The sequence below is a fragment of the Endozoicomonas sp. Z74 genome, assembly GCF_057680865.1.
This window is the reverse complement of record NZ_JBLYZI010000045.1, coordinates 1-20,254: the sequence shown is the minus strand read 5'-3', so window position 1 is coordinate 20,254 and position 20,254 is coordinate 1. Positions and strand designations below refer to the sequence as shown.

The window sequence follows — 20,254 nt, the reverse complement described above, 5'->3', positions numbered from 1 at the left end:
AAAAAGTACTATGGTTTAACTTTCTTTGATCGAGTGGGCTTTAAAACAGGTTTTAACAATTGTCCATGCTCCATTTACCCGTCGATACTCATCGTTATAAAACCCACCCAGCTGGCGGGTCGCACCGTTTTCTCCGTTGATATTGAAATAAAACAGAGCCCATCGGCCAGTGGCGGTATCTCCCGTTACCTGGATCTCTGGATTTGAACCATGGTGCAAATCTATCACCGACTCCCTGCAGGCCATTTTCTCATAAAGTGAGACAAACGAATCTCTGTTCCTGAACACGCCAACAGGGCCGTAGTCAATCAGAATCTCGCCTTCGGCAAAGCATTGACGTATGGTCTCCACCTCCTTGAGATCACAAGCGTTAAGATAGCGATGCTTAAGCTCCCGGATCTCTTCCAGGGCCTCCAGTCTGGCGAAGCGTTGTTCAAGGCTCACGCCAGCACCTCCAGGTTATCTTCACTCCAGTAGGCTTTCATGGAAGTAATCCTGCCCTGCTCATTAAACTGCATGACATCAATCACCGTAATCACACAGGGTGTTCCCTGAAACGAGACTTTCACCTGAAAAGGCACCGCCCCCTCACCACTGACCGTTGTACGAACGTCTCCAGTCTGCTCTGCAGACACCTCACTGTTCCCCAGGCCATTGCGATAAAAGGCAGAAATCGCTTCAATGCCCTGCAGCCGCTCGGAACCTACGGGGTCTTCCACCACAGCATCGTCGGCATAGAGTGCCAGAATCCCATCGATATCCTTCTGGTTAACCAACTGGATATACAGCTCCATCTTTTCCCGAATCAGACTGGTTGAGACCATTATTGTTATCTTCCAGGTTGTTCACTCCCATGGCAGACCATGGGAGAAAAAGGAGAGAGGCCAGTTCAGACCACTTCAAACAGACCAGCGGCACCCATGCCTCCACCGATACACATGGTCACCACCACATAGCGGACACCCCGGCGTTTGCCTTCAAGAAGGGCATGACCCACCATACGCGCGCCGGACATACCAAAAGGATGCCCAATGGCAATGGCGCCCCCATTGACGTTCAACTGCTCATTGGGAATACCCAGCTGATCCCGGCAGTAAATCACCTGGCAGGCAAAGGCTTCATTCAGCTCCCACAGACCAATATCATCCATTTTCAGTCCGTTGCGCTTCAGCAATTTTGGTACGGCATAGACCGGGCCAATGCCCATTTCGTCAGAAGCGCACCCGGCTACTGCCAGCCCACGATAGATACCCAGGGGCTCCAGCCCCTTCTGCTCCGCCAGCTTTCCACTCATCAAGACCGAAGCAGAAGCACCATCAGACAACTGGGAGGCATTACCGGCGGTGATAAACTGCCCCTCAGACACCCACTGCCCCTCTTTCCAGACTGGCTGAAGGCCTGCGAGATTTTCCAGAGTGGTGCCAGGCCGATTGCACTCATCCTGGCTCAGCGTTACCTGCTCATAGCTCACCTCTTTGGTCTCTTTATTGAAGAGGCTTTTGGTGGTGGTCATGGGCACAATTTCATCGGAAAACCGTCCTTGCTCCTGGGCTCTGGCGGTTCTCAGCTGACTCTGCAGACTGTATTCATCCTGGGCCTCACGGCTGATCCCGTAACGGGAAGAGACGATTTCCGCCGTTTCAATCATCTGGATATAAGCAGCCGGGTCCAGCTCCATCACGGCCCTGGACAGGTTCCGGTAGGTATTCTTGTGCTTGTTCTGAACCAGGGAGATGGATTCGAGGCCACCGGCCACAGCAATATCCAGTTCATCGCACATGATGCTTTTCGCCGCCGTGGCAATGGTCATCAACCCGGAGGAACACTGTCGTTCCATGGTCATTCCGGAAACCGTTTCCGGCAGACCTCCGGCAATGCCACATAGACGACCAAGGTTGTAGGACTGAGTACCCTGCTGGGCTGCAGCCCCTATCAGAACATCATCCACTTCACCGGCTTCTATGCCTGCCCGTTTGACCGCCTCGCGAACCACATGGCCGCCCATGGCGGGCGCTTCCGTATCATTGAAAGCGCCCCGGAAAGCCTTGCCTATGGCGGTTCGGGCGGTGGATACAATCACTGCATCTTTCATTATTCGATTCCTTGTTTTCTGGCAGCGGTCAAACCGGGTAATACCGGGAGATAGTATCAACGACACAGGCCGGGCGATCCTCGCCCTCAATTTCTACGGTCACCCGCACCGTTGACTGAACACCGCCTTTCACGGTTTCAACCTTGACCAACTCACCCACACCACGGATTCGTGCCCCCACTTTTACCGAGTTGGGAAAGCGCACCTTGTCCGTACCGTAATTGACTCCCATGCTGACGCCCTGAACATCCATTATTTCCGGAAGAAACAGGCTGACCAGAGACAGGGTCAGATAGCCATGGGCAATACAGGCACCAAAAGGTCCCTCTTTTGCCCGCACCGGGTCCACATGAATCCACTGATGGTCACCGGTGGCCTCGGCAAAAAGATTGATCCGTTCCTGATCCACCGTCAGCCACTGGCTTTCCCCCAGTACGGTGCCCACTTTCTCTTTCAGTTCATGGGGGGTTCTGAATATTGCTGTCATCCTTATGCCCTCTGGCTGCTGGCTGAAATCACTTCCCCGGTCATATAGGAGCTGTAGTCGCTGGCCAGGAACATCATGATGTTGGCAATCTCCCAAACCTCCGCTGCACGGCCGAACGCCTCTTTGGAGGCCAGCTGCTGAAGCAGCTCCTCCGGCGCTGATTTTCTCAGGAAGTCATGGAGAGCAATGCTGGGGCTTACGGCATTGATCCGGATGCCATGATCTGCCGCTTCAAGAGCGGAGCACCGGGTCAAGGCCATGACTCCGGCTTTTGCCGCAGCATAGTGAGCCTGCTCTTTCTGGGCGCGCCAGCCCAGCACTGAGGCATTGTTGACAATGGCCCCGGATTTCCGGGCCATCATTTTGGGCAGAATGGCCCGCGTCACTCGCATGGTCCCCGTCAGGGTCACATCAAGCACCCGCTGCCATTCAGCGTCTTCCATTTCCACCAGCAGCTTCGACCCGCCCAGCCCGGCATTATTGATCAGCACATCAACTCCACCCAGCTGCTCCTCGGCAGCGGCCACCAGCGCCTGCACCTGACCTTCATCCGTGACATTGCAAACTTGGGTATAAATGGCTTCCAGACCACTTTCCGCTTTGATTTTCTCAGCTGCTTCCGTCAGTCGGCCCTGATGAATATCGCTGATCATCAGGGCACGGCAGCCCTCTTCCGCGGCCCGAAGTGCTGCCGAATAACCAATCCCGGCACCGGCTGCTGCGGTAATCAGCACCGACTTGCCTGACAGCAGGTTATGCCCCTGCACATATTCCGGGTTCAACATCGCTCTTCTCCCGTTCATTTTTATTGTGTTTAAAAAGAGGCTGTTCTGGCCTGTTACTGGCGGGTGACTCTGGGCTCCTTTGGCATCTCCAGAGCCCGCTCGGCAATGATGTTTCGCTGAATTTCATTGCTACCACCGTAAATGGTGTCAGAGCGGGTAAACAGATACATGGATTGCAGTCGCCCCAGTTCGTAAGGGGCTTCAGCCACCAGCTCCGACTCCGGTCCCAGCACATCCATGGCCAGCTTGCCCAGATTGGCGTGCCAGGTGGCCCAGTGCAGCTTGTAGATCATGGCCTCTTTCTGAAGGGAACCGTCCTGGGGCCCGGACAACATTCGCAGGGCGTTGTATCGCATGATCCGCAGCCCCATCCAGGCATCAGCAATGCGCTGTCGGATCGCTGGATCTTCAGCGGCTCCGTTTGCCCGGGCAATGCGGATAATCTCATCCATCTCGTTCTGGAACAGCATCTGCTGCCCCAGGGTAGAAACACCCCGCTCAAAGCCCAGCAACGCCATGGCGATTTTCCAGCCATCACCAGGCTTACCGACAATGTTGTCAGCGTCCGTCACTGTACCGTCAAAAAAGACCTCGTTGAATTCCGACGTCCCCGTCAGCTGTTCAATAGGACGTACTTCAATACCTGGCTGATCCATAGGCACCAGCAAAAACGACAACCCTTTATGACCCTGGCTGCCAGGCTCGGTACGGGCGATGACAAAACACCAGTCCGATTCGTGGGCCAGGGAGGTCCAGACTTTCTGGCCACTGATCTCCCACTGGTTCGTGGCCTTATTGAAGGTGGCTTTGGTTTTAACATTGGCCAGGTCCGAACCGGCACTGGGCTCTGAATACCCCTGGCACCAGTATTCGGTACCCTTGACGATTCCGGGCAGGAACCGCTTTTTCTGCTCTTCTGTACCAAAAGCAATGAGGGTAGGACCCGCCAGTCCTTCCCCAATGTGCCCCATATGACCAGGGCCGCCAGCACGAGCATACTCTTCGTTAAAAATCACCTGCTGGTTAATGGACAACCCGCGGCCGCCGTACTCCTCCGGCCAGCCCACGCACAACCAGCCCGCCCGGGCCATATGCTGTTCCCACTGTTTGCGCTCTTCCGGGAACATATGTTCATCCCCGGGCCCTCCCCGGTAACGCAGTTGTTCAAATTCACCGGTCAGGTTTTCTTCCAGCCAGGAAGCAATCTCCTGACGGAACTGTTCATCTTCAGGACTGAAACTGATTTTCATACCGGCTCTCCCTGAACAGACTGGCCTTGAATAGACGTTCCCTCAACATCGTCCAGCAGTTGCCGGGCGATTTTCTCCCGGTGCTGGCCGGCATCTCCCAGGAAGGTTTCCAAAGACTTGGCGCGCTTGAAATAAAGGTGAGGGTCATATTCCCAGGTAAACCCGACCCCACCATGGAGTTGAATGGATTCTGCCGCACAGTGAAAAAAGGCATCGGAACAATAGGCTTTGGCCAGTGATGAAGCTTCCGGCAGCTGGTCGGCAATGGTATCCACTGGCGGCTCTTCATTCAGAGCACCATTCTCTGCACCATTCACCAGTGATTTGAGCACTTCATCGGCCACACAGGCGGCGTAATAGACGGCGGATTTCGCACACTCCACCTGCAGCATCATATCGGCGGCCCGGTGCTTGATGGCCTGGAAGCTGGCAATGCTCCGGCCAAACTGTACCCGCTCGCGGGTGTAATCAATGGTCAGATCCATTACCTGACGGGCACCTCCAGCCTGCTCTGCCGCCACGGCAATGCTGGCCAGTTGCAGAATCTTTTCAAGGGCAGCCCAGTCGCTGCCACGGCCCGACCCAAGACGGGCATCTGCTGGCACAAACACATTCTCCAGCTGAATCTCTGCCTGTTTGCGGGTCTGATCCATAGTGGCTGTCCACTGGCGAGAGACACCCTCAGTCTGGGCGGGCAGGGCAAACAGTCGAATCCCCTCTTGCCCCAGGCTTCCTTCTTCCCGTGCGGCCAGAATCAGCAAACCGGCGGTATGGCCATCGGGCACATATTTCCAGGTGCCGGAAAGTACATACCCTTCGCCTTCCACCCTGGCGGTTGCCTGGACACTGTCAGCGTTCCATTGTCGGTTGTCTCCATGACGGGGGCTGGAAAGAACCCCCAGGGTGGCGGTGAGCTGGCCTTCAGCGACCCTGGTGAGCCACTTCTGTTTCTGTTCATCATTACCAGCCACCAGCAGGGCATTGACCCCCAGGGCAACGGTGGAAAAAAACGGAGAACAGAGCAGTCGCCGCCCCATTTCCTCAAACAGAATGGCCAGTTCCACATAGCCCAGCCCCAGGCCGCCATACTCCTCAGGGATACTCAAAGCCTGCCAGTACATCTCCTGGCATATGGACTCCCACAGCCCGGCATCAAAACCCTGCTCAGTGGCCATCGCCGCGCGAACCGCCTCCGATGTCGAAACGTCCTGTAGAAAGCTGTCGGCGGACTCCCGAATCATCTCCTGCTCATCGGTAAAAGCGAACTCCATAGCCAGCGCCTCTTATTATTCTCATGGCTGCATACTCTCCCCTGAAATACCCCCGGGGTAATCGTTCGAATGGACGATATGGCTGACCTCATACCCAATGAAAAGCCGCTAAACTGAAACGCTTTCCAAACCCAAAGAGGGCAAACCCTTGAATTTGAAAAAGCGCTCCCTCATGGCGCTGTCTATCCCGGTACTTCTGTTGTTCGGGAAAGTCCACGCTCAAAACCATAATAATCAAGACGTCATTGCCAGATTGGAAAATCAGCTGGTGATCGTTCACTTTCAGGAGGGCGATCAACAATCGAAAAGAAAATACCCTTATTGTCCGGGCATTCTGACCGCAGAAAACAAAGTATTGACCGCGGCTGAATGTGCCTATGAGTCCTATCAGAGAATTGAGGTCTATCGAAATCTGCAGGACTTTAACGACCAGAAATCCGGGATCGAAGCCAGGTCTTATGTGAAACAGGCCACTCCTGAAGGAAAGGCCGTTGTAATAGAACTGATGGAGCCCATTGATGATAAACCACTCGCCACAATAGCACTTCCGAAAGATGCTCCTTATGAAGAACACTACGCTGTGTTTTTATATGGATACCCTGATGGCAGATTTCAAATTGAATGTAACGTAATTCATAAAGCACCCAAAGTTCAAATTTGTCATACCAAAGAATGGCTAAAGCCAGATTTTACATTCTTGTATAGTACCCTGAGCCTTATAGCTATCAGTAAAAACAGGAAAGACTCTATTATAATGTTGGAAAAAGAGCATTTTATTAGTAAAAAGGAAAACGCACTTGGAGCCATTTTATTTAATACAGAATATCAAGCCGTTGGAATCAGTCTCAGGAAAAGCGCACGGGCATCCATACGGACTATATTAGATGAGTTGTTTAGCCCATACCCAGGATTTCTTTTTTATTTATACCCCCCTTCTTGTGAGACGTCACCTTACGCATATTCGGTCTACCAAGCAGAAATTGACAAAAGACAAGCATTTGAGCGTTTAGAGTTTAACATGCTCTATCCGGCTCCCCCCCCTCCAAAACAGTAAAATCGTTATTGACTTCTGCACTCGACGGCATAAATCCGGCAAATATAGAAAAACCCCACTCAGTTCAACACAACACACCCGCCTGCTTCCGCAACTCATATTTAAGCACTTTTCCGGACGCATTCACCGGCAGGCTGTCAACAAAGGCCACACGACGGGGTACCTTGTAATTGGCCATTTCCTGACGACACCAGCCGATGATTTCCGACTCGGTGGGTGAATGCCCAGACGCGGGAATAATATACGCCATGGCCACTTCGCCCATCCGCGAATCCGGCACCCCCACCACCGACACCTGGGCAATGGCCTCATGATGACTCATCCGGTTTTCAATCTCGGCCGGATAAACATTAAAGCCACCGGTAATGAACATATCTTTCATCCGGTCGGTGATTTTCAGATAGCCCTGCCCGTCCATCACACCAACGTCACCGGTGTGGAGCCAGCCTTCGGAATCAATGGTCTCTTCCGTCGCCCGGGGATTATTAAAGTAACCCTGCATCAAGTTATAACCCCGGATCACCACCTCGCCTGGAGAACCGGCAGGCACCTCACGCCCCTGCTCATCCACACAGCGAACCTCAATGCCCGGCATGGCACGACCTGAGGTGTTGGCAATCAACTCAGGATCATCGCCCTCACGGCAGATAGTGGCAACACCACAGACTTCCGTGAGGCCATAAGCCGTAAGAATGGTGTCAAAGCCAAGCCGGTCCCGCATCTGGTGGATCATGGAAACCGGTATGGCCGCAGCTCCTGTCACCGCCACCCGGAGAGAACGAATGTCAAACCGCTCAAGATCCGGGTGCGCCAGAATGGACTGATAAAGGGTTGGAGGTCCGGGCAGAACCGATATTTGTTTCTCAGACACCTTCTGCAGGATGGTCGGTACGTCAAACACCTGAAGTGGCAGAATCGTGCAGCCCCGCATTAATGCCGCCAGCCATCCGGCCTTGTACCCGAAAGAGTGAAAGAATGGATTGATGATCAGATAGCGATCCCCCTCCCGAAGACCAGCGACTCCGCTCCAGCCTTCAAACACCCTCAGATTCTGGCCATGGCAGGTGACAACGCCCTTGGGTTTACCGGTGGTTCCAGAGGTAAACAGAAGGTCGGACATGGTATCCGCCCCCACCCCGGCCTGACGCCTGCGCACTTCTTCCTGAGATATACCGGAGGATCGATCAAGAAAGTCATCCCAACAAAGACTGTCGGCGGTTCCCTCGCCCCGAAAGGTCACAATGGTTTCCAGCTCCGGAAGGTCTTCCCCCTCCAGCATGGCCGGGTAATCACAATCCAGAAACTGCGAAATGCAAAACAGCACACGGGCACCGCTGGCCTTCAGAATATAAGCGGCTTCCGCCCCTTTCATTCGGGTATTCAGCGGTACCAGGGCCGCTCCAACCGTCTGCAGGGCTATGGCCGCCACGATCCATTCGCTGATGTTCGGCGCCCAGATGGCCACACGGTCACCGGGCTCCACCCCCAGGCTGACCAGGGACGCCGCCGCTTGCAGGCGCTGCCGGTTCAGGGCTTTATAGCTCAGTAGGGATTCACCCTCTTCCACGGCCACCCGCTCGCCAAAAGCTTCCGCCGCGGCATCCATCAGGTCAGGAATAGTATTCAGGGCTTGCAGATCAATCATGGCGGACCTCTTTTTCCAGCCTCTTCTTTTGGTAATCAATCCGGAAACTTGATACGGACATCATTGCTCAATGGACGACACTGACAGGCCAGGGTCCAGCCCTCCTCCAGTTCTGCTTCAGACAGCACTTCGTTGAGCCCCAGATGGGTTTCACCGGACTCTACAGAGCACATACAGGCACCACACATTCCCTCTTCGCAGGAAGCCGGGGCGTCCAGGCCTGATTTCTGCATGGACTGCAGCAGAGTATCCCCTTTCTCACTGGCTACTTCATGGGTTTCCCCATCCAGCTCCACCAGAAACGCTGTGGCAACAGACCCTTCTGTCGCCGCCCTGGCTTCTTCGGCGGCGGCTTCTGCCTGGTCAGAGTCCGGAGGCGAAACAAAACGTTCGGTATGAATCCGCTCCCCGGGCTCTCCCAGAGAGAGCAGAGCCGATTCCACCGTATCCATGAAGGGTCCCGGTCCGCAGATAAAATATTCACCCTGTTCATAACCCGCCACCAGCTGCCGGACCATGGGCTGGGTCAGATAACCGTGAACGGAGTCAAGAATGTGCACCACTTCCAGACGGTCAATAGACTCCCTGGCAATCTCCCGGAGCTCATCCCGGAAAATCACGGAGCGATCATCCCGGTTGGCATAAATCAGCTTGATCTTCCGGTCCGTGGTTTTCAGGGCCGACTTGAGAATGGAAAACACCGGAGTAATCCCTGAGCCACCGCCAAACAGTACGATATCTCCGGGAGGAGTGTTTCCGGTCAGGTGAAACAGTCCGGCGGGTGGCATCACTTCAATCCGGTCCCCGGCCTTCACATCGTCATTGATCCAGTTTGAAATACGGCCACCGTCCACTCTTTTGATGGTGACTTTATGCTCCAGGTCCACATGGGGAGAACTGGCCAGAGAGTAACAGCGGGTCAGCTGTTTGCCCTCATAGGGGACTTTCAGGGTGAGAAACTGACCGGGCAGGTATTCAAATTGCTCCTGCACCGCTTCCGGAATGTGGAAGACTACCGACTTACTGTCGTGGGTTTCCTCAATAACATCCGCCACTTCCAGAGGGTGATAGCGCTGCTTTGGCGCACTCTCATCCTGAGTGGCCTCTTGGGCGGCCTCTTTGATTTCAGTACTACTCATCATCACTCTACTCCCACTGCAGTTTCCCGCTCTGCTTTGTCCTCTGACGCAACCCCGGCTATGGGTTCTTCCCGTTCAGCCGGACTCTGTTCAGATATATCCCTAGCAACAAAAGAGCCCGCACGTCGGCCGGAAAAAACACAGTCCGCCAGAGAGAGTCCACTGACGTATAAATGAGAGGCGACACCCACCGCATTTCTTCCGGCAGAAAACAGTCCAGGTACAGGTTTCCCCTGGGTATTCAGCACCTGCCCGGTTTCCTCATTCACCCGAAGCCCCCCCAGGGTGATCATTGCACAGGGGAACTGTGGGTTATCGAAGGAAACATCAATGGCGTACCAGGGCCCCTGGTCAAGGGGGGCAAGAAAGTCTTTCGACTTGCCCAGACGATCCTCAGCCAGCCCTCTGGCGGCTTCGGTGTATTCCTTCACGGTTTTTTCCAGGGCAGCGACGGGGGCACCTATTTTTTCTGCCAGCGCCGCGATGGTCTTTGCCTTTTTACAGTTGAACAGCATGCCTATCCAGGCAGGGCCTGACTGGAAAAACCAGATTTTACCGGGCAGTATCTGGCCAAGGGCTTCTTTATACAGCGCTTTATCAAGAATCAGCATGGCCTTGCCCTGCTGATGTTCCACCATTTCGTAACCCAGTTTGGCCCCATACACCTCTTCATTGCAGTAACGCTCCCCCTGAGGGTTCACCACAATGCCTTTTGCCCAGGCCAGGGGCGGGTTAATAAACCGCCAGGCACTGAGCCTGTCCATACGGTCTATGGCACCCCCAACGCCTCTGCCCAGTTGAATCCCGCTGCCATCGCAGCCACTGGTGCCAAGGGAAAAGCCTTTACGGTACTTGGGGCCGTAATGCCCGACCATTTCCCGATTGAAAATAAACCCGCCACCGGTCAGCACAACCCCTTTACGGGCACGCACCCACTGGGTTTTACCCTCTTTTTCTTCAAGGGCCCGAATCCGGTCACGCACTTTGAAAGCCGTATCCGGTGAATAGTTATGAATGGCAGCCGCCAGCCATGCCAGTCTTTTGTGTTTGCGGGCCGCAGCTGAGCCCGGCACCAGCCGACGCACTTCCACGCCCAGAACCGCTCCCGACTCATCACACACCAGTCGGCGCACTTCAGTTTGCACCTGCAACTCAACCCCTTTCTCAAGGGCTGAGGATTTCAGGGGCGCAAACAGAGCCGCACCGGACAGCCCCGGACCCTTGACCCGATGACCTCTTGGTGCCGGTTTTGCTTTTTCTGCATAGCGGCCAACGGCCTCATTGCCGGAATAATAGAGATAGTATTGATCCGTGGGGTAAGAGGTTTTCACCGGCGGCACCTTACCGGAAAACTCAACACCGTGGCTTTGCAGCCAGCGCAGGTTAGCCACACTCTGGTCACAGAATCGCCGGAGTGTTTCTTCTTTCACGGCATCGCCGGTTTCCTGACTGAGATAGCGGAACATCTCCTCCGGCGTATCTTCAAACCCCTCCTCCTTCTGGAACTCCGTCCCGCCACCGGTATACACGACCCCTCCACTTCTGGCCGTAGCCCCACCGCCGAAGAAGCGGTCAACCGCCAGCACCGATGCCTGCTGATAACGGGCTTCCAGAGCGGCAACAACGCCTGCCCCACCAAAACCAACCACCACAACATCCCGCTCATCACTCCAGTTAACCTCATCGGCACCGGACACCTTCAATGAATCACGGACAAAATGACTATCATTGGACGGATGCTTCATAGTTAATCTCTGATTATTATTCTTGAGTTGCCAACTTATCGGGGCATGTTACCGGGGAGGTTAACAGAAAGAATCACACCTCTACAGCATCAGCCGACGTCGTGTATTTGCCATCCACATAAATCAACGGATTGACCTCTTCACTGTTCTGAATCTCCCGGATCCGTCCGATAAAAATCGTGTGAGTGCCGTAGCTGTATTTGCCATCCTGCTGACACACGAGCACCGACTGAGCGTCGGCCAGATAGGGAAGCCCCTCCGGTGTAGCCTGCCAGTTACCTGTTTTGAAGCGCTCCTCCCCATGGGCCTTGCCCCCACACATCACAGATACTTCCTCCTGGTCCCGACTGAGGATATTCACACAGAAATCTCCCCCCTCCTCCAACAGGGCATGCATGGCGGTAGACTGGTTCACACAGACCAGCAGGGAGGGAGGCTCAACACTGAGAGAAGTGACCGCGGTGGCTGCCATGGCATGACGCTGTTCGCTCTTTCCGTCAGAACTGCTCGATGATATAACGGTGACAGAGCTGGCCAGCCGGCGCATGGATTGCAGCATCTGTTCCTTCAGCTTCTGGGTATTATTCATGGTCCGCTCCTGGAACTTTTTTATTTTTAACCCGGCATTAGCGAAAGCCGGTTTTCTTTACGCCACAGGCATTTGCTGATGTTCGATAGGATCGGTATGAATTGTGCGTTTGCCCCTGAACCGCTTCATCGTCCAAGGGGACTAACCTGCATATTGCATAATGACCAGGGGGCAAGGACAGCGTCTTTATTTTCAACAGGTTATATAAATATCAATGGGTTATAAATGCACATCCGTACAGTCATTAGTGGTTATGGGTGGCTCTAAGCGGCTTTTTTCGACACCTGGAGGCCACTTAAACGACGGATAGCGGGCAATTTTGAGGGGGTTACAATGGAGGGAACCGGGAGGAAAGGAGATGGCATGGCGGTGGCCGCCATGCCAGTTTGGAGGGGGGTTATCGGACGGCTGTTTTTGGGATTTTTCCTTCAGACCAGAGTTTTTCGAACTCTTGTTTTGCTTCTTTTCGAAGGTTGACGCATTCAACCATATTATTGTTTGCTCGATGACCTTCGCATTGCCAGGGTGTACGGTACCAACGGTCAAAGGCAACGGACTTTTCATACTCAAGCTGTCGCTGGCGTTCTCGCTCCTGCGTGATCTTTCGGTGTTCTGCAGCAATTCGAGCCGCTTCAGCCCTTTGTCTGGCAGCCTTAGACTCAGCCGCTAACTCTTCCTGTCGCTGTTTTTCGAGAGCTTGTTGTCTCTGGGCTTCCAATCGCTGCTGTTGTTGATCTCTCACCTGCTGAGCATTGGATATCATAGACTCGCCCATGGAGGTAATGACGGAGGTGACCAATTGATATCCTGTCCAGAACACCATTACAAGCAGAACCAATACCATCAGCTTTTTTTGGGCAGCCTGCTCTTTTTTTGCATTTTTTCTGTTGGATCGCTCTTTGTGGGGAGTAGAGCGCTGATCGGCCTGCCCATACTCGGTTTTTCTTTTATCAGAGGGCCCACCCAGTGAGTCCCAGCTGAACGTATTGGCACTTTCCTGCCCAAGCTCCTTTTTGAAAAGTTTATGTTTACACCTCGGATAATTCTGGCAGCCCCAGAATTTTGTACTTCTATTTTTGCCTTTGGTGGTGGTCCGTATCACCATTTTGATATCACAGTTTGGGCAGGTAGGTGTTTTATAGTCTCCGGCCAGTGCCGCTTCTGCCAACGTCTTCTGCTGCTCCTCCGGTAGTTGAGCAATCCGGTCAAGTAACTCCTTACCTGAAATCAACTGAAGCCTCTTCCCCTTGGCAAAAGCTTTTGCATCTTCAGTAAATTCATTGGTGGTCATGAAAAAACCAGCAGGGATAGAATCCGCGGCCATCACTCCATAAAGCTCCCTGACCGCTTGAACACCTACCTTTTTTTGTGACCAGGCTTTGCACTGCACATACAGCTTGATCGTTTTTCCCTTGCTGTTTGTGTGATACAAGAGAACATCAACACCACCATCGGCACCAACATCCGTCAACCTGGCTTTAAAGCCTTTAGCCTGGAAATAATCTCGACATAGAATTTCATAACGCTTCCAGTCCATCTCATGAAGGATTTTTATCGAAAGCTTTTCATTATCATAATCCCTGATGGAATTGTTACTCACTACTTCTCCTTCATTATTTTTAACACTCTTCTTCTGATTCACAAACTACGAAAATATTTATTTTATTCAGTGAAGGTTAGGCCTTAGCTTAATGCAGCACTTTATTATGTGGTGCAAGATTCAAGACCTTGCACCATTTCCCAATACGGCTCTGGTAAAAACTACCCCGCGTTTTATTCGGAGGCCAGTTTTTATCGCTCAGCGGGAGTCATTGTGTCTAGGCGCGTTCACCTTTTATTAGAATCATATACTTCTTCAAACTTAACACCTGTGTATTCGTGTGCTGCAATTGCACAGAAAAAATTATTCAAAACATCAGCATCACTATCTCTGATATCAGCACAAAAGATATGTGTATAATTATCATTTGGTATTTTAAATAAGTTTGAACTAGCAATAGCTTCTTCCTTAAATGAATATTTTGTAAGGTGCATTTTGATAACACCATTATTTATTTTATATTCAGAGTGTTCATCATCAATAGCGTCTAATTTATTTGTGACATTTAAACAATACCAAAGATCATCACCAACATAAAATGGAAGCAGTTCACCGCAACTTTCTAAAAGTTCTGAAAGTTGTGTAGCCACCTCTTTCTTAAATGCAAAGGTTGACATACCAATATAAGCAATATTAGGAGTTTCTTTATCACTATCTTTAGAAAAATACGCATTAAAAGTATTAGGCAACTTTCCTAGTAACTCTTCACCATTAAATTCCCAACTATCAGAGTCATAAACTTCATCTTCAGGAAACATAAGCCGAAAATCTGTATCAGGAACTACTTTATAAATTTTCATGTTAATACTCCAGAGTACCATCCTGTAAGCTTTGGGCTATAAGTCTTAGCGTCGCTCTACACTCTTGCTCGGTAGTAGCTTGCCTTAACATTGCAGTTATATTGACATAATATTCATCGGTGTGCAGCTCTGCGTGGTTAACTGCATTTTTCATCTCAGGGTGAGGAATGTACCTTGAATCTCTCGGTAAAAATACGCCATTATCTGGATCATCAATACGAACTTTCCACTTTGCTAAAATTCTTCTAGCTGCTCTTGCTTCTGCATGAATACCACTTACAATCGCGTGTGCAGCTGTATTAGGGGGACGTTTTATCCCCGTATACTTTAGGTGTCTTCCAAGTCTAGAGCTTTTATGTGGCTCACATAGAAAATCATGTTTTCTCATGTGTAAAGCACCTGACTGATACTTTGATAAAAGAGCCAGCCCCTGTTTTGCACTTTTAGTCATTATTTCAGTATATATTTTATTTGCAAGTCTCTGAATTTCACGTTCAGATAATCTTTTCTTTTCTCGTCTTACTGTCTCCTTAACTAATTTATCGATATGAGTTTCAGAAATTGAAGAAACTTGATAATAACCAACCTGATTTTGTGTTTGACGAATAACTTCAGATAGTCCCTTTAGCAACTCATGAGGTTGAATCTCTATTACTTCTTTTTCACTCATACTAACTTCCTTTATGATAATTTTTATTGCTAGTTTAATTATTATGCATGCGCCTAACAGCTATTAGATCTCAACTGAGTAATATTGGATATAAAATAAAAAGAAAAAAGAAGAAGAATAAAATAAAAAGGACACCCATTTTATATAAAACAGTTAATGGTATAAGCAGAATTTTTATTTAAATCAAAAAAGAGAGAGCAAGGGTGGTTGATTTAAATTATTTCATCGACTTAAAACATCTATCAAGAGAGTTTCAATACTATGAAGTTATCGGAGTGCAGTCGTATTTTTTTGATCTAGCCCCGATTATTATCTACAAGGATAAAGGCAAACACTTACAGAAATACCATGAACCCATCGTTTACCAGAACTTTCTGCATAAGCTTTAAGGGCTGCCAGTTTGCCAACCGCGCGGCGAAAACGATTGTTCCAACACATGGTTTTCACCCATTCATCTGGGGCAATTCCCAAACGATCCAGGATGGCCGGAATATCTCCGTCAATACGGCCACGTTTTTCCTTGCGAATAATCCGACCTGCCCAATCCACCAGTTCAAAATAACTACCAAGGGTGTAGGGGAGCGCCTTATTCGGATTTTGCCCAGGAGCTTTCAACGGCTTCAGGTGGCCAGGCTGTTTTTGGCTCGTTCCGCGCGTATAAGACTGGGCTCTGTCTTTTATAGAGGTGTGTTTCGAAGCTTCCGGCGTTTTTGCCATTTTTGCTCGAATCGGGTTTAAATCCACATAGGCCATACAGGTCAATAACGCAGCTTCATCCAGCAGTGCCTGACTTTTGTAGCGGCCTTCCCACAAATTTTTCAGGAAAAAATTTGAACAGCTTTAGCTGGCCCGAAGGGTAAAAACCAGGGATGGTTTTTATAAAATCGGCCTTTACATCCGTCTTCCTTATTGGCCTCTCTGGCCAGGTGTTCATTTACGCAGCGCATAAACTAGCTGATATCCATCAAACGTTTGCGGTACTCTTCGGCATACTCATCTACTCGATGTAGCTCTGACTTATCCAGAGAGCCTCCTGCCAGAAATCGTTGCACCAGTGGAGCCCCGTTAAATAGCATTGCCCAACGATTCAGGACTTCCTCTGTGCTCCACCCTTCAGCTTGCTCCCGGTTGATATGCAATACCACATGGTAGTGGTTGGACATAACAGCATAAGCACAGATTTCCAGAGAAAAAATACCAGACAGCTCTTTCAAGCGATCAGCGACCCATTGTCGCCGGTGCTCATAACTCTTACCTGAAAAAGCATCCTTGCCACAAAGAAAAGCTCTTCGTACACAGCGTGCCATGCAGTGATAGTAGGACGTGCAAGAAGGATCGATCAGGTTTTTCCGGGCTGTTGTCATGGTTGCCTGCTCTTTCACAAGACGAAAGTGTTTAAAGCAAGGAAGCTTCGCTGGTTCAGAACAGAAAATAGACGTTATGATCGGTCAGTCAAGTTTTTGGGTGTCCTTTATTTTTTAATTCAGTTTTGTGGTGCTGAATAACTTTAACCATTGAGTTCAGAATTGGTTTAAATGCACTAAAATCAATGGATTTCTTTCGTTCTTTTATTATGTGACTAGCAAAAGCCTCTTTGCTGAGGTCATTTTTTGTATCTCTATCCTTAACAGTATTAAAACATTTGCCATTGAAATGCTTCAGTAACCTAGTTTTATCATCAAAGAAATACTCTATATCTGTTTCTTCACCACTCGGGCCTAGTGGGATATAAACCACATATAAATTACGAGTTATATGTATGAACTCGGATTTCCTAATGTCATCCGGTTTTTTTAAATGAGAAGGTTCTAATGTGATTTTACTTAGATGTTTTTTGTCCTTTAATATGTTGTGAACCTTGGTATCTTTGTCGTTATCCAGAACAATGATTACTGGATTTTTGGGCGTGATACCTTTGTACCTTCTCATATTTTTCTCGTAGGTTTCTATAAAGCCCCGTAAGTAGTCTGTACCACCGTATAACTCTAATAGGAATCTAGTTCGTTTTGAATATTCCACAAAGCGAACTCCTAACTTATAATTTCCATCTTCAATGGAAGCCAATTGCTCGTAGTCAGCTTGCAACTCACTAATTGCTGACTTTAAGTATATATTGTCAGTTTTTCCTTCACATAAAATTGTTGGCTTCTCATTTCCACAAAATAGGCGATAGAACATAAATTGACTGAATGTCTTCTCTCTTCCAGTTAGTAGTATTTTTGTAGCCTGACCAATTTGCTTTGTAGCATATTCTGGTTGCAAAGGCTTTTTTTGTCTTAACCGATTATAATGATCAACTTGATCAATGAAATTCAACTGACCTTCTAATTCGTTAAGATTACCTTTTACTTTTTCACCATCTTTAATGGTTGTAAACTCACCAGTATTAAATAAAGCGTTGCATTTAGCTCTTGCTAAGCGCCAATATTCTTTTTTTGTATTTGGTTTTTTATTTACTATAAGTCCAGTTACGTCCTGTCTTGAGTCTCTGTACTGTATTCTAGTTTTCTTTTTGTTGATTGAGAATCCAGCTCTATCTATCTCTCGGTTAAGTCTTTCACTAGGAATATAATTTCCAGACTCATAACCCATTATCTCTTCAGGAAATTTAGACAATCTTGTGGAGAAAGTTATATCATCTGCATACCGTGTATAAGTGCATTTATACTTCTTTGCTAGACCGGATAATCTGATATCCAAACTATGAGATATCAAGTTTGTAATAACTGGTGAACTCGGGCTTCCTTGAGGTAGCCGGTTATCATAGCAAGCAATTTTCGCTATAACAGTGGCAATGTGCGGATCAATTTTGAAATTATTGTTCTTGATAAAAAAACCACGGACTCGACCAAAATTGAAGCTGCCAAAGAAGTTTTCTAAATCAATATTTAGTACATTTTTTTTGCTAAGGTGCATCATAGCATTTGTAATAATTGATCTATCCCTCGTAAAGCCATGGGATAAAGAAGGTTGCTTGGTCAGGGATGTCTGTATTTTTATTTTTAAAACTTCGGCTGCATAGTCGTTTGTACCGGTTAGGCTTTTTTGTGGCTGTGCTTTCTGAGATTTTGGAAATTTTTCAAAATTAATCTCATCTATACAATCAAGTAGTAGGTCTGATAGTTTCTTTTGTAAGCTTTTCAATTCTTCAGAAGGAGCATCAATAGTTCTTTCCCCCCCTGACTTCTTTTCGATGGTGAACTGATGATACTGATTTTCCGGTTTATTTATATATAAGCAACGAGTTAAGAAAGCGGCATCTACACCTAATAATCGAGCAAACTGAGGTTTTGTCGATATTGTTCTTAAATATTTTAGTTTGGACATCTAGAGTTCAAATTTTTAAAAAGGCCTATGGGCACTCTTACGCACTTATATAACTTACATAACATAATGATATATAACATAAGGGCAATCCAGTCGGATAATTTTTTCACTGCTCGCGAAGCGCGAGCTAAAAATCTGCCCATAAGCCGAAGTTCATGATACTAAAATGGTATAATAAAATCAATGTGTCGCACAAATGCCGCTGAAGCCACTTAACAGCTATTAGAATTCAACCGAGTAATATTGGATATTGACCTCACTTGCCAGATATTACCGGATTTCCTTTCTTATGAACTCACTTGAGATATATCACCCTTTTTACAGAGGGCATATAGCTGGCTGTAATTCATAATAAAATCTATTAATGCCAGGCGGTGCTGCCAATATTTCTTACTTGAGTTATTCGCAAAATTTTATATTTGACCAGAAATACTGACGGTTTTGGTTGCATCAGCAGTCAGCGCAAATAGTACGTCATAAGGTTAGGGCTATCGGGTTCACATTCCCTGTTTGCAGGTACGCTACCGCCCATCCCGGCCATTTCAGGAACCATCAGGCTTTGCGATGTATACGACTAAAGTCATATAGTTTGCGCAGCAGAGAATAATACCATCGTCCAACATTACTTTACACTGACCAGTGTCACTACCTCCTGTGCTTCCAAAGGTCTGTGGCCTGAATTACCCCCCTGCCAAACTCGCTTAGGTAGCACCCCTGCTCAGTTCCAGATGCCTGGCTTATCAATTTTCTACCACCTCCCGCTGTTTCATCCGCTAAACCAGGGCTTCCCGTGTCCTGATTACCGGGCTTTCAGTCCTGCTACCCCACCTCCCTTTGAATTTCTGTAATTTTGAACGATGTCGTGCTTGCTCAAAAAATGCTGTTCACCCGCTCCTGGTGTCCCGATCAAAAACAATTTTTGTGACCCGCTCTGCCATTATTTCTGGTCAAATTACATTCAAAGAAGAGGTGATTATCATGGAAACACCAATAACCAACAGCATGCTATGCCCCCTGATTCACCTGACGAAGAACCAGTTGCAGAGCAAACGCAACGAAATTGCCAACCTTTCCCAGTACACCACCAAGGTGGTCCGCGAGAGCTATAACGATGAAGGAGCAGAGCTGGCCGCCATCAAAAGCTGGCTTGAGGCAGAAATTCAGGAGACAGGAGATAGGCCTTCGTCCTGGAAAAATGGGGTTCCCCTTTTTCTCCTAGCCTCCGGCTATACCGGATGAGTCCTTGCACAGATCCAGCGATTTCGCATCGACCCTCCAGCTGCTTTTGGATGATGTTCTAGATTCTTTTACGCACTTCACATACCCGGCCTGATCCACCTGAACCCCGAGATAGACCCTTGCTGAAAACCCTATTGCGGCAAATAAAATAGGAAGGACGATAAAGCCATAACACAATAGCTTTCCAGTTTTGCTATCCAGGGGTTTACCTGTCGGTTCATTTTTTATCCATCTGTAGACTGCCGTTGCTACAGCAACCACGGAAAGGGGCAGCATGCCAAAAATGGCCATGTAGTTTGGATAGCTTGGCAATTTGACTCTATCCGCCAAGGGGTTAAAGTGGTGTTACCCACTAAAAGTGGACACCTATTGTGGATTTACTTCTTCAAACTTAGCAGGGCTAAGATAACCCAGTGCTGAGTGACGTCGAGTTCTGTTATAGAACATTTCGATGTACTCGAAGATACTGGATCGGGCCTGATCAAGTGTTTGAAACCGCTCCGCATAAACCAACTCAACTTTGAGTCGACTAAAAAACGATTCCATAGCCGCATTATCCCA

21 protein-coding genes are annotated in these 20,254 nt (G+C 49.0%); 2 read left to right on the top strand and 19 right to left on the bottom strand.

The window, feature by feature from the left end; all coding sequences use genetic code 11:
- Positions 1 to 15 precede the first annotated feature (15 nt).
- The 7 genes from ACNRUY_RS14045 to ACNRUY_RS14015 form a co-directional block, all read right to left on the bottom strand.
- Positions 16 to 444 carry a nuclear transport factor 2 family protein gene (locus tag ACNRUY_RS14045; protein ID WP_488112273.1) on the bottom strand — a complete coding sequence of 143 codons (429 nt, stop codon included), beginning with the start codon at positions 442 to 444 and terminating at the stop codon, positions 16 to 18.
- Complete coding sequence (locus ACNRUY_RS14040) at positions 441 to 824, bottom strand: nuclear transport factor 2 family protein (RefSeq protein WP_488112272.1); 384 nt, start codon at positions 822 to 824, stop codon at positions 441 to 443. Before ACNRUY_RS14040 ends, ACNRUY_RS14045 begins: the two co-directional genes overlap by 4 nt.
- A gap of 65 nt (positions 825 to 889) precedes the next feature.
- Positions 890 to 2,092 (bottom strand): acetyl-CoA C-acyltransferase, encoded by a 1,203-nt coding sequence (locus tag ACNRUY_RS14035; RefSeq protein WP_488112271.1) that lies wholly within the window; start codon positions 2,090 to 2,092, stop codon positions 890 to 892.
- 28 nt (positions 2,093 to 2,120) lie between these two features.
- Positions 2,121 to 2,579, bottom strand: coding sequence for a MaoC family dehydratase (locus ACNRUY_RS14030; protein WP_488112270.1), 459 nt, complete (start codon positions 2,577 to 2,579; stop codon positions 2,121 to 2,123).
- A 2-nt stretch (positions 2,580 to 2,581) separates the two neighbouring features.
- A complete protein-coding gene (locus ACNRUY_RS14025; RefSeq protein WP_488112269.1) occupies positions 2,582 to 3,364 on the bottom strand; it encodes an SDR family oxidoreductase in 783 nt (260 codons plus the stop codon).
- A 53-nt stretch (positions 3,365 to 3,417) separates the two neighbouring features.
- Positions 3,418 to 4,614 carry an acyl-CoA dehydrogenase family protein gene (locus ACNRUY_RS14020; protein ID WP_488112268.1) on the bottom strand — a complete coding sequence of 399 codons (1,197 nt, stop codon included), beginning with the start codon at positions 4,612 to 4,614 and terminating at the stop codon, positions 3,418 to 3,420.
- Positions 4,611 to 5,885 (bottom strand): acyl-CoA dehydrogenase family protein, encoded by a 1,275-nt coding sequence (locus tag ACNRUY_RS14015; protein WP_488112267.1) that lies wholly within the window; start codon positions 5,883 to 5,885, stop codon positions 4,611 to 4,613. The genes ACNRUY_RS14020 and ACNRUY_RS14015 overlap by 4 nt, the downstream gene beginning before the upstream one ends.
- Positions 5,886 to 6,033: 148 nt before the next feature.
- Here ACNRUY_RS14015 and ACNRUY_RS14010 point away from each other — a divergent pair, with 148 nt between their 5' ends.
- Complete coding sequence (locus tag ACNRUY_RS14010; RefSeq protein ID WP_488112266.1) at positions 6,034 to 6,939, top strand: trypsin-like serine protease; 906 nt, start codon at positions 6,034 to 6,036, stop codon at positions 6,937 to 6,939.
- A 64-nt stretch (positions 6,940 to 7,003) separates the two neighbouring features.
- On the opposite strand, the gene ACNRUY_RS14005 is transcribed toward ACNRUY_RS14010, so the two are convergent.
- From ACNRUY_RS14005 to ACNRUY_RS13960, 10 genes are all read right to left on the bottom strand, one after another.
- Positions 7,004 to 8,584: a FadD3 family acyl-CoA ligase gene (locus ACNRUY_RS14005; protein WP_488112265.1), complete on the bottom strand. Its 1,581-nt coding sequence runs from the start codon at positions 8,582 to 8,584 to the stop codon at positions 7,004 to 7,006.
- Between the two features lie 35 nt (positions 8,585 to 8,619).
- On the bottom strand, positions 8,620 to 9,726 hold the full coding sequence (locus ACNRUY_RS14000) for a 2Fe-2S iron-sulfur cluster-binding protein (RefSeq protein WP_488112264.1): 1,107 nt from the start codon (positions 9,724 to 9,726) through the stop codon (positions 8,620 to 8,622).
- The gene (locus ACNRUY_RS13995; RefSeq protein ID WP_488112263.1) at positions 9,726 to 11,468 is read right to left on the bottom strand and encodes an FAD-binding protein; all 1,743 of its coding nucleotides are present in this window, start codon (positions 11,466 to 11,468) and stop codon (positions 9,726 to 9,728) included. The genes ACNRUY_RS14000 and ACNRUY_RS13995 overlap by 1 nt, the downstream gene beginning before the upstream one ends.
- A gap of 73 nt (positions 11,469 to 11,541) precedes the next feature.
- Complete coding sequence (locus ACNRUY_RS13990; RefSeq protein ID WP_488112262.1) at positions 11,542 to 12,057, bottom strand: flavin reductase family protein; 516 nt, start codon at positions 12,055 to 12,057, stop codon at positions 11,542 to 11,544.
- Between the two features lie 397 nt (positions 12,058 to 12,454).
- Positions 12,455 to 13,657, bottom strand: a complete 1,203-nt coding sequence (locus tag ACNRUY_RS13985; RefSeq protein ID WP_488112261.1) for a restriction endonuclease — start codon at positions 13,655 to 13,657, stop codon at positions 12,455 to 12,457.
- 227 nt (positions 13,658 to 13,884) lie between these two features.
- Positions 13,885 to 14,457 carry an imm11 family protein gene (locus ACNRUY_RS13980; protein WP_488112260.1) on the bottom strand — a complete coding sequence of 191 codons (573 nt, stop codon included), beginning with the start codon at positions 14,455 to 14,457 and terminating at the stop codon, positions 13,885 to 13,887.
- Position 14,458: 1 nt separating this feature from the next.
- Positions 14,459 to 15,127: an AHH domain-containing protein gene (locus tag ACNRUY_RS13975; protein WP_488112259.1), complete on the bottom strand. Its 669-nt coding sequence runs from the start codon at positions 15,125 to 15,127 to the stop codon at positions 14,459 to 14,461.
- A gap of 309 nt (positions 15,128 to 15,436) precedes the next feature.
- Complete coding sequence (locus ACNRUY_RS13970; RefSeq protein WP_488112258.1) at positions 15,437 to 15,940, bottom strand: hypothetical protein; 504 nt, start codon at positions 15,938 to 15,940, stop codon at positions 15,437 to 15,439.
- 137 nt (positions 15,941 to 16,077) lie between these two features.
- Positions 16,078 to 16,491, bottom strand: a complete 414-nt coding sequence (locus ACNRUY_RS13965) for a transposase (protein ID WP_488112257.1) — start codon at positions 16,489 to 16,491, stop codon at positions 16,078 to 16,080.
- An 88-nt stretch (positions 16,492 to 16,579) separates the two neighbouring features.
- Entirely contained in the window at positions 16,580 to 18,454 is a 1,875-nt protein-coding gene (locus ACNRUY_RS13960; protein WP_488112256.1) for a retron Ec67 family RNA-directed DNA polymerase/endonuclease, read from the bottom strand.
- A gap of 978 nt (positions 18,455 to 19,432) precedes the next feature.
- Here ACNRUY_RS13960 and ACNRUY_RS13955 point away from each other — a divergent pair.
- Complete coding sequence (locus ACNRUY_RS13955) at positions 19,433 to 19,693, top strand: hypothetical protein (protein WP_488112255.1); 261 nt, start codon at positions 19,433 to 19,435, stop codon at positions 19,691 to 19,693.
- Here the strand turns inward: ACNRUY_RS13955 and ACNRUY_RS13950 are convergent.
- Positions 19,670 to 19,984 carry a DUF1240 domain-containing protein gene (locus ACNRUY_RS13950; protein WP_488112254.1) on the bottom strand — a complete coding sequence of 105 codons (315 nt, stop codon included), beginning with the start codon at positions 19,982 to 19,984 and terminating at the stop codon, positions 19,670 to 19,672. The two genes, ACNRUY_RS13955 and ACNRUY_RS13950, sit on opposite strands and share 24 nt — an antisense overlap.
- A 75-nt stretch (positions 19,985 to 20,059) precedes the next feature.
- The coding region (locus ACNRUY_RS13945) for an IS3 family transposase (RefSeq protein WP_488112253.1) at positions 20,060 to 20,254 on the bottom strand (195 nt) is incomplete at its 5' end.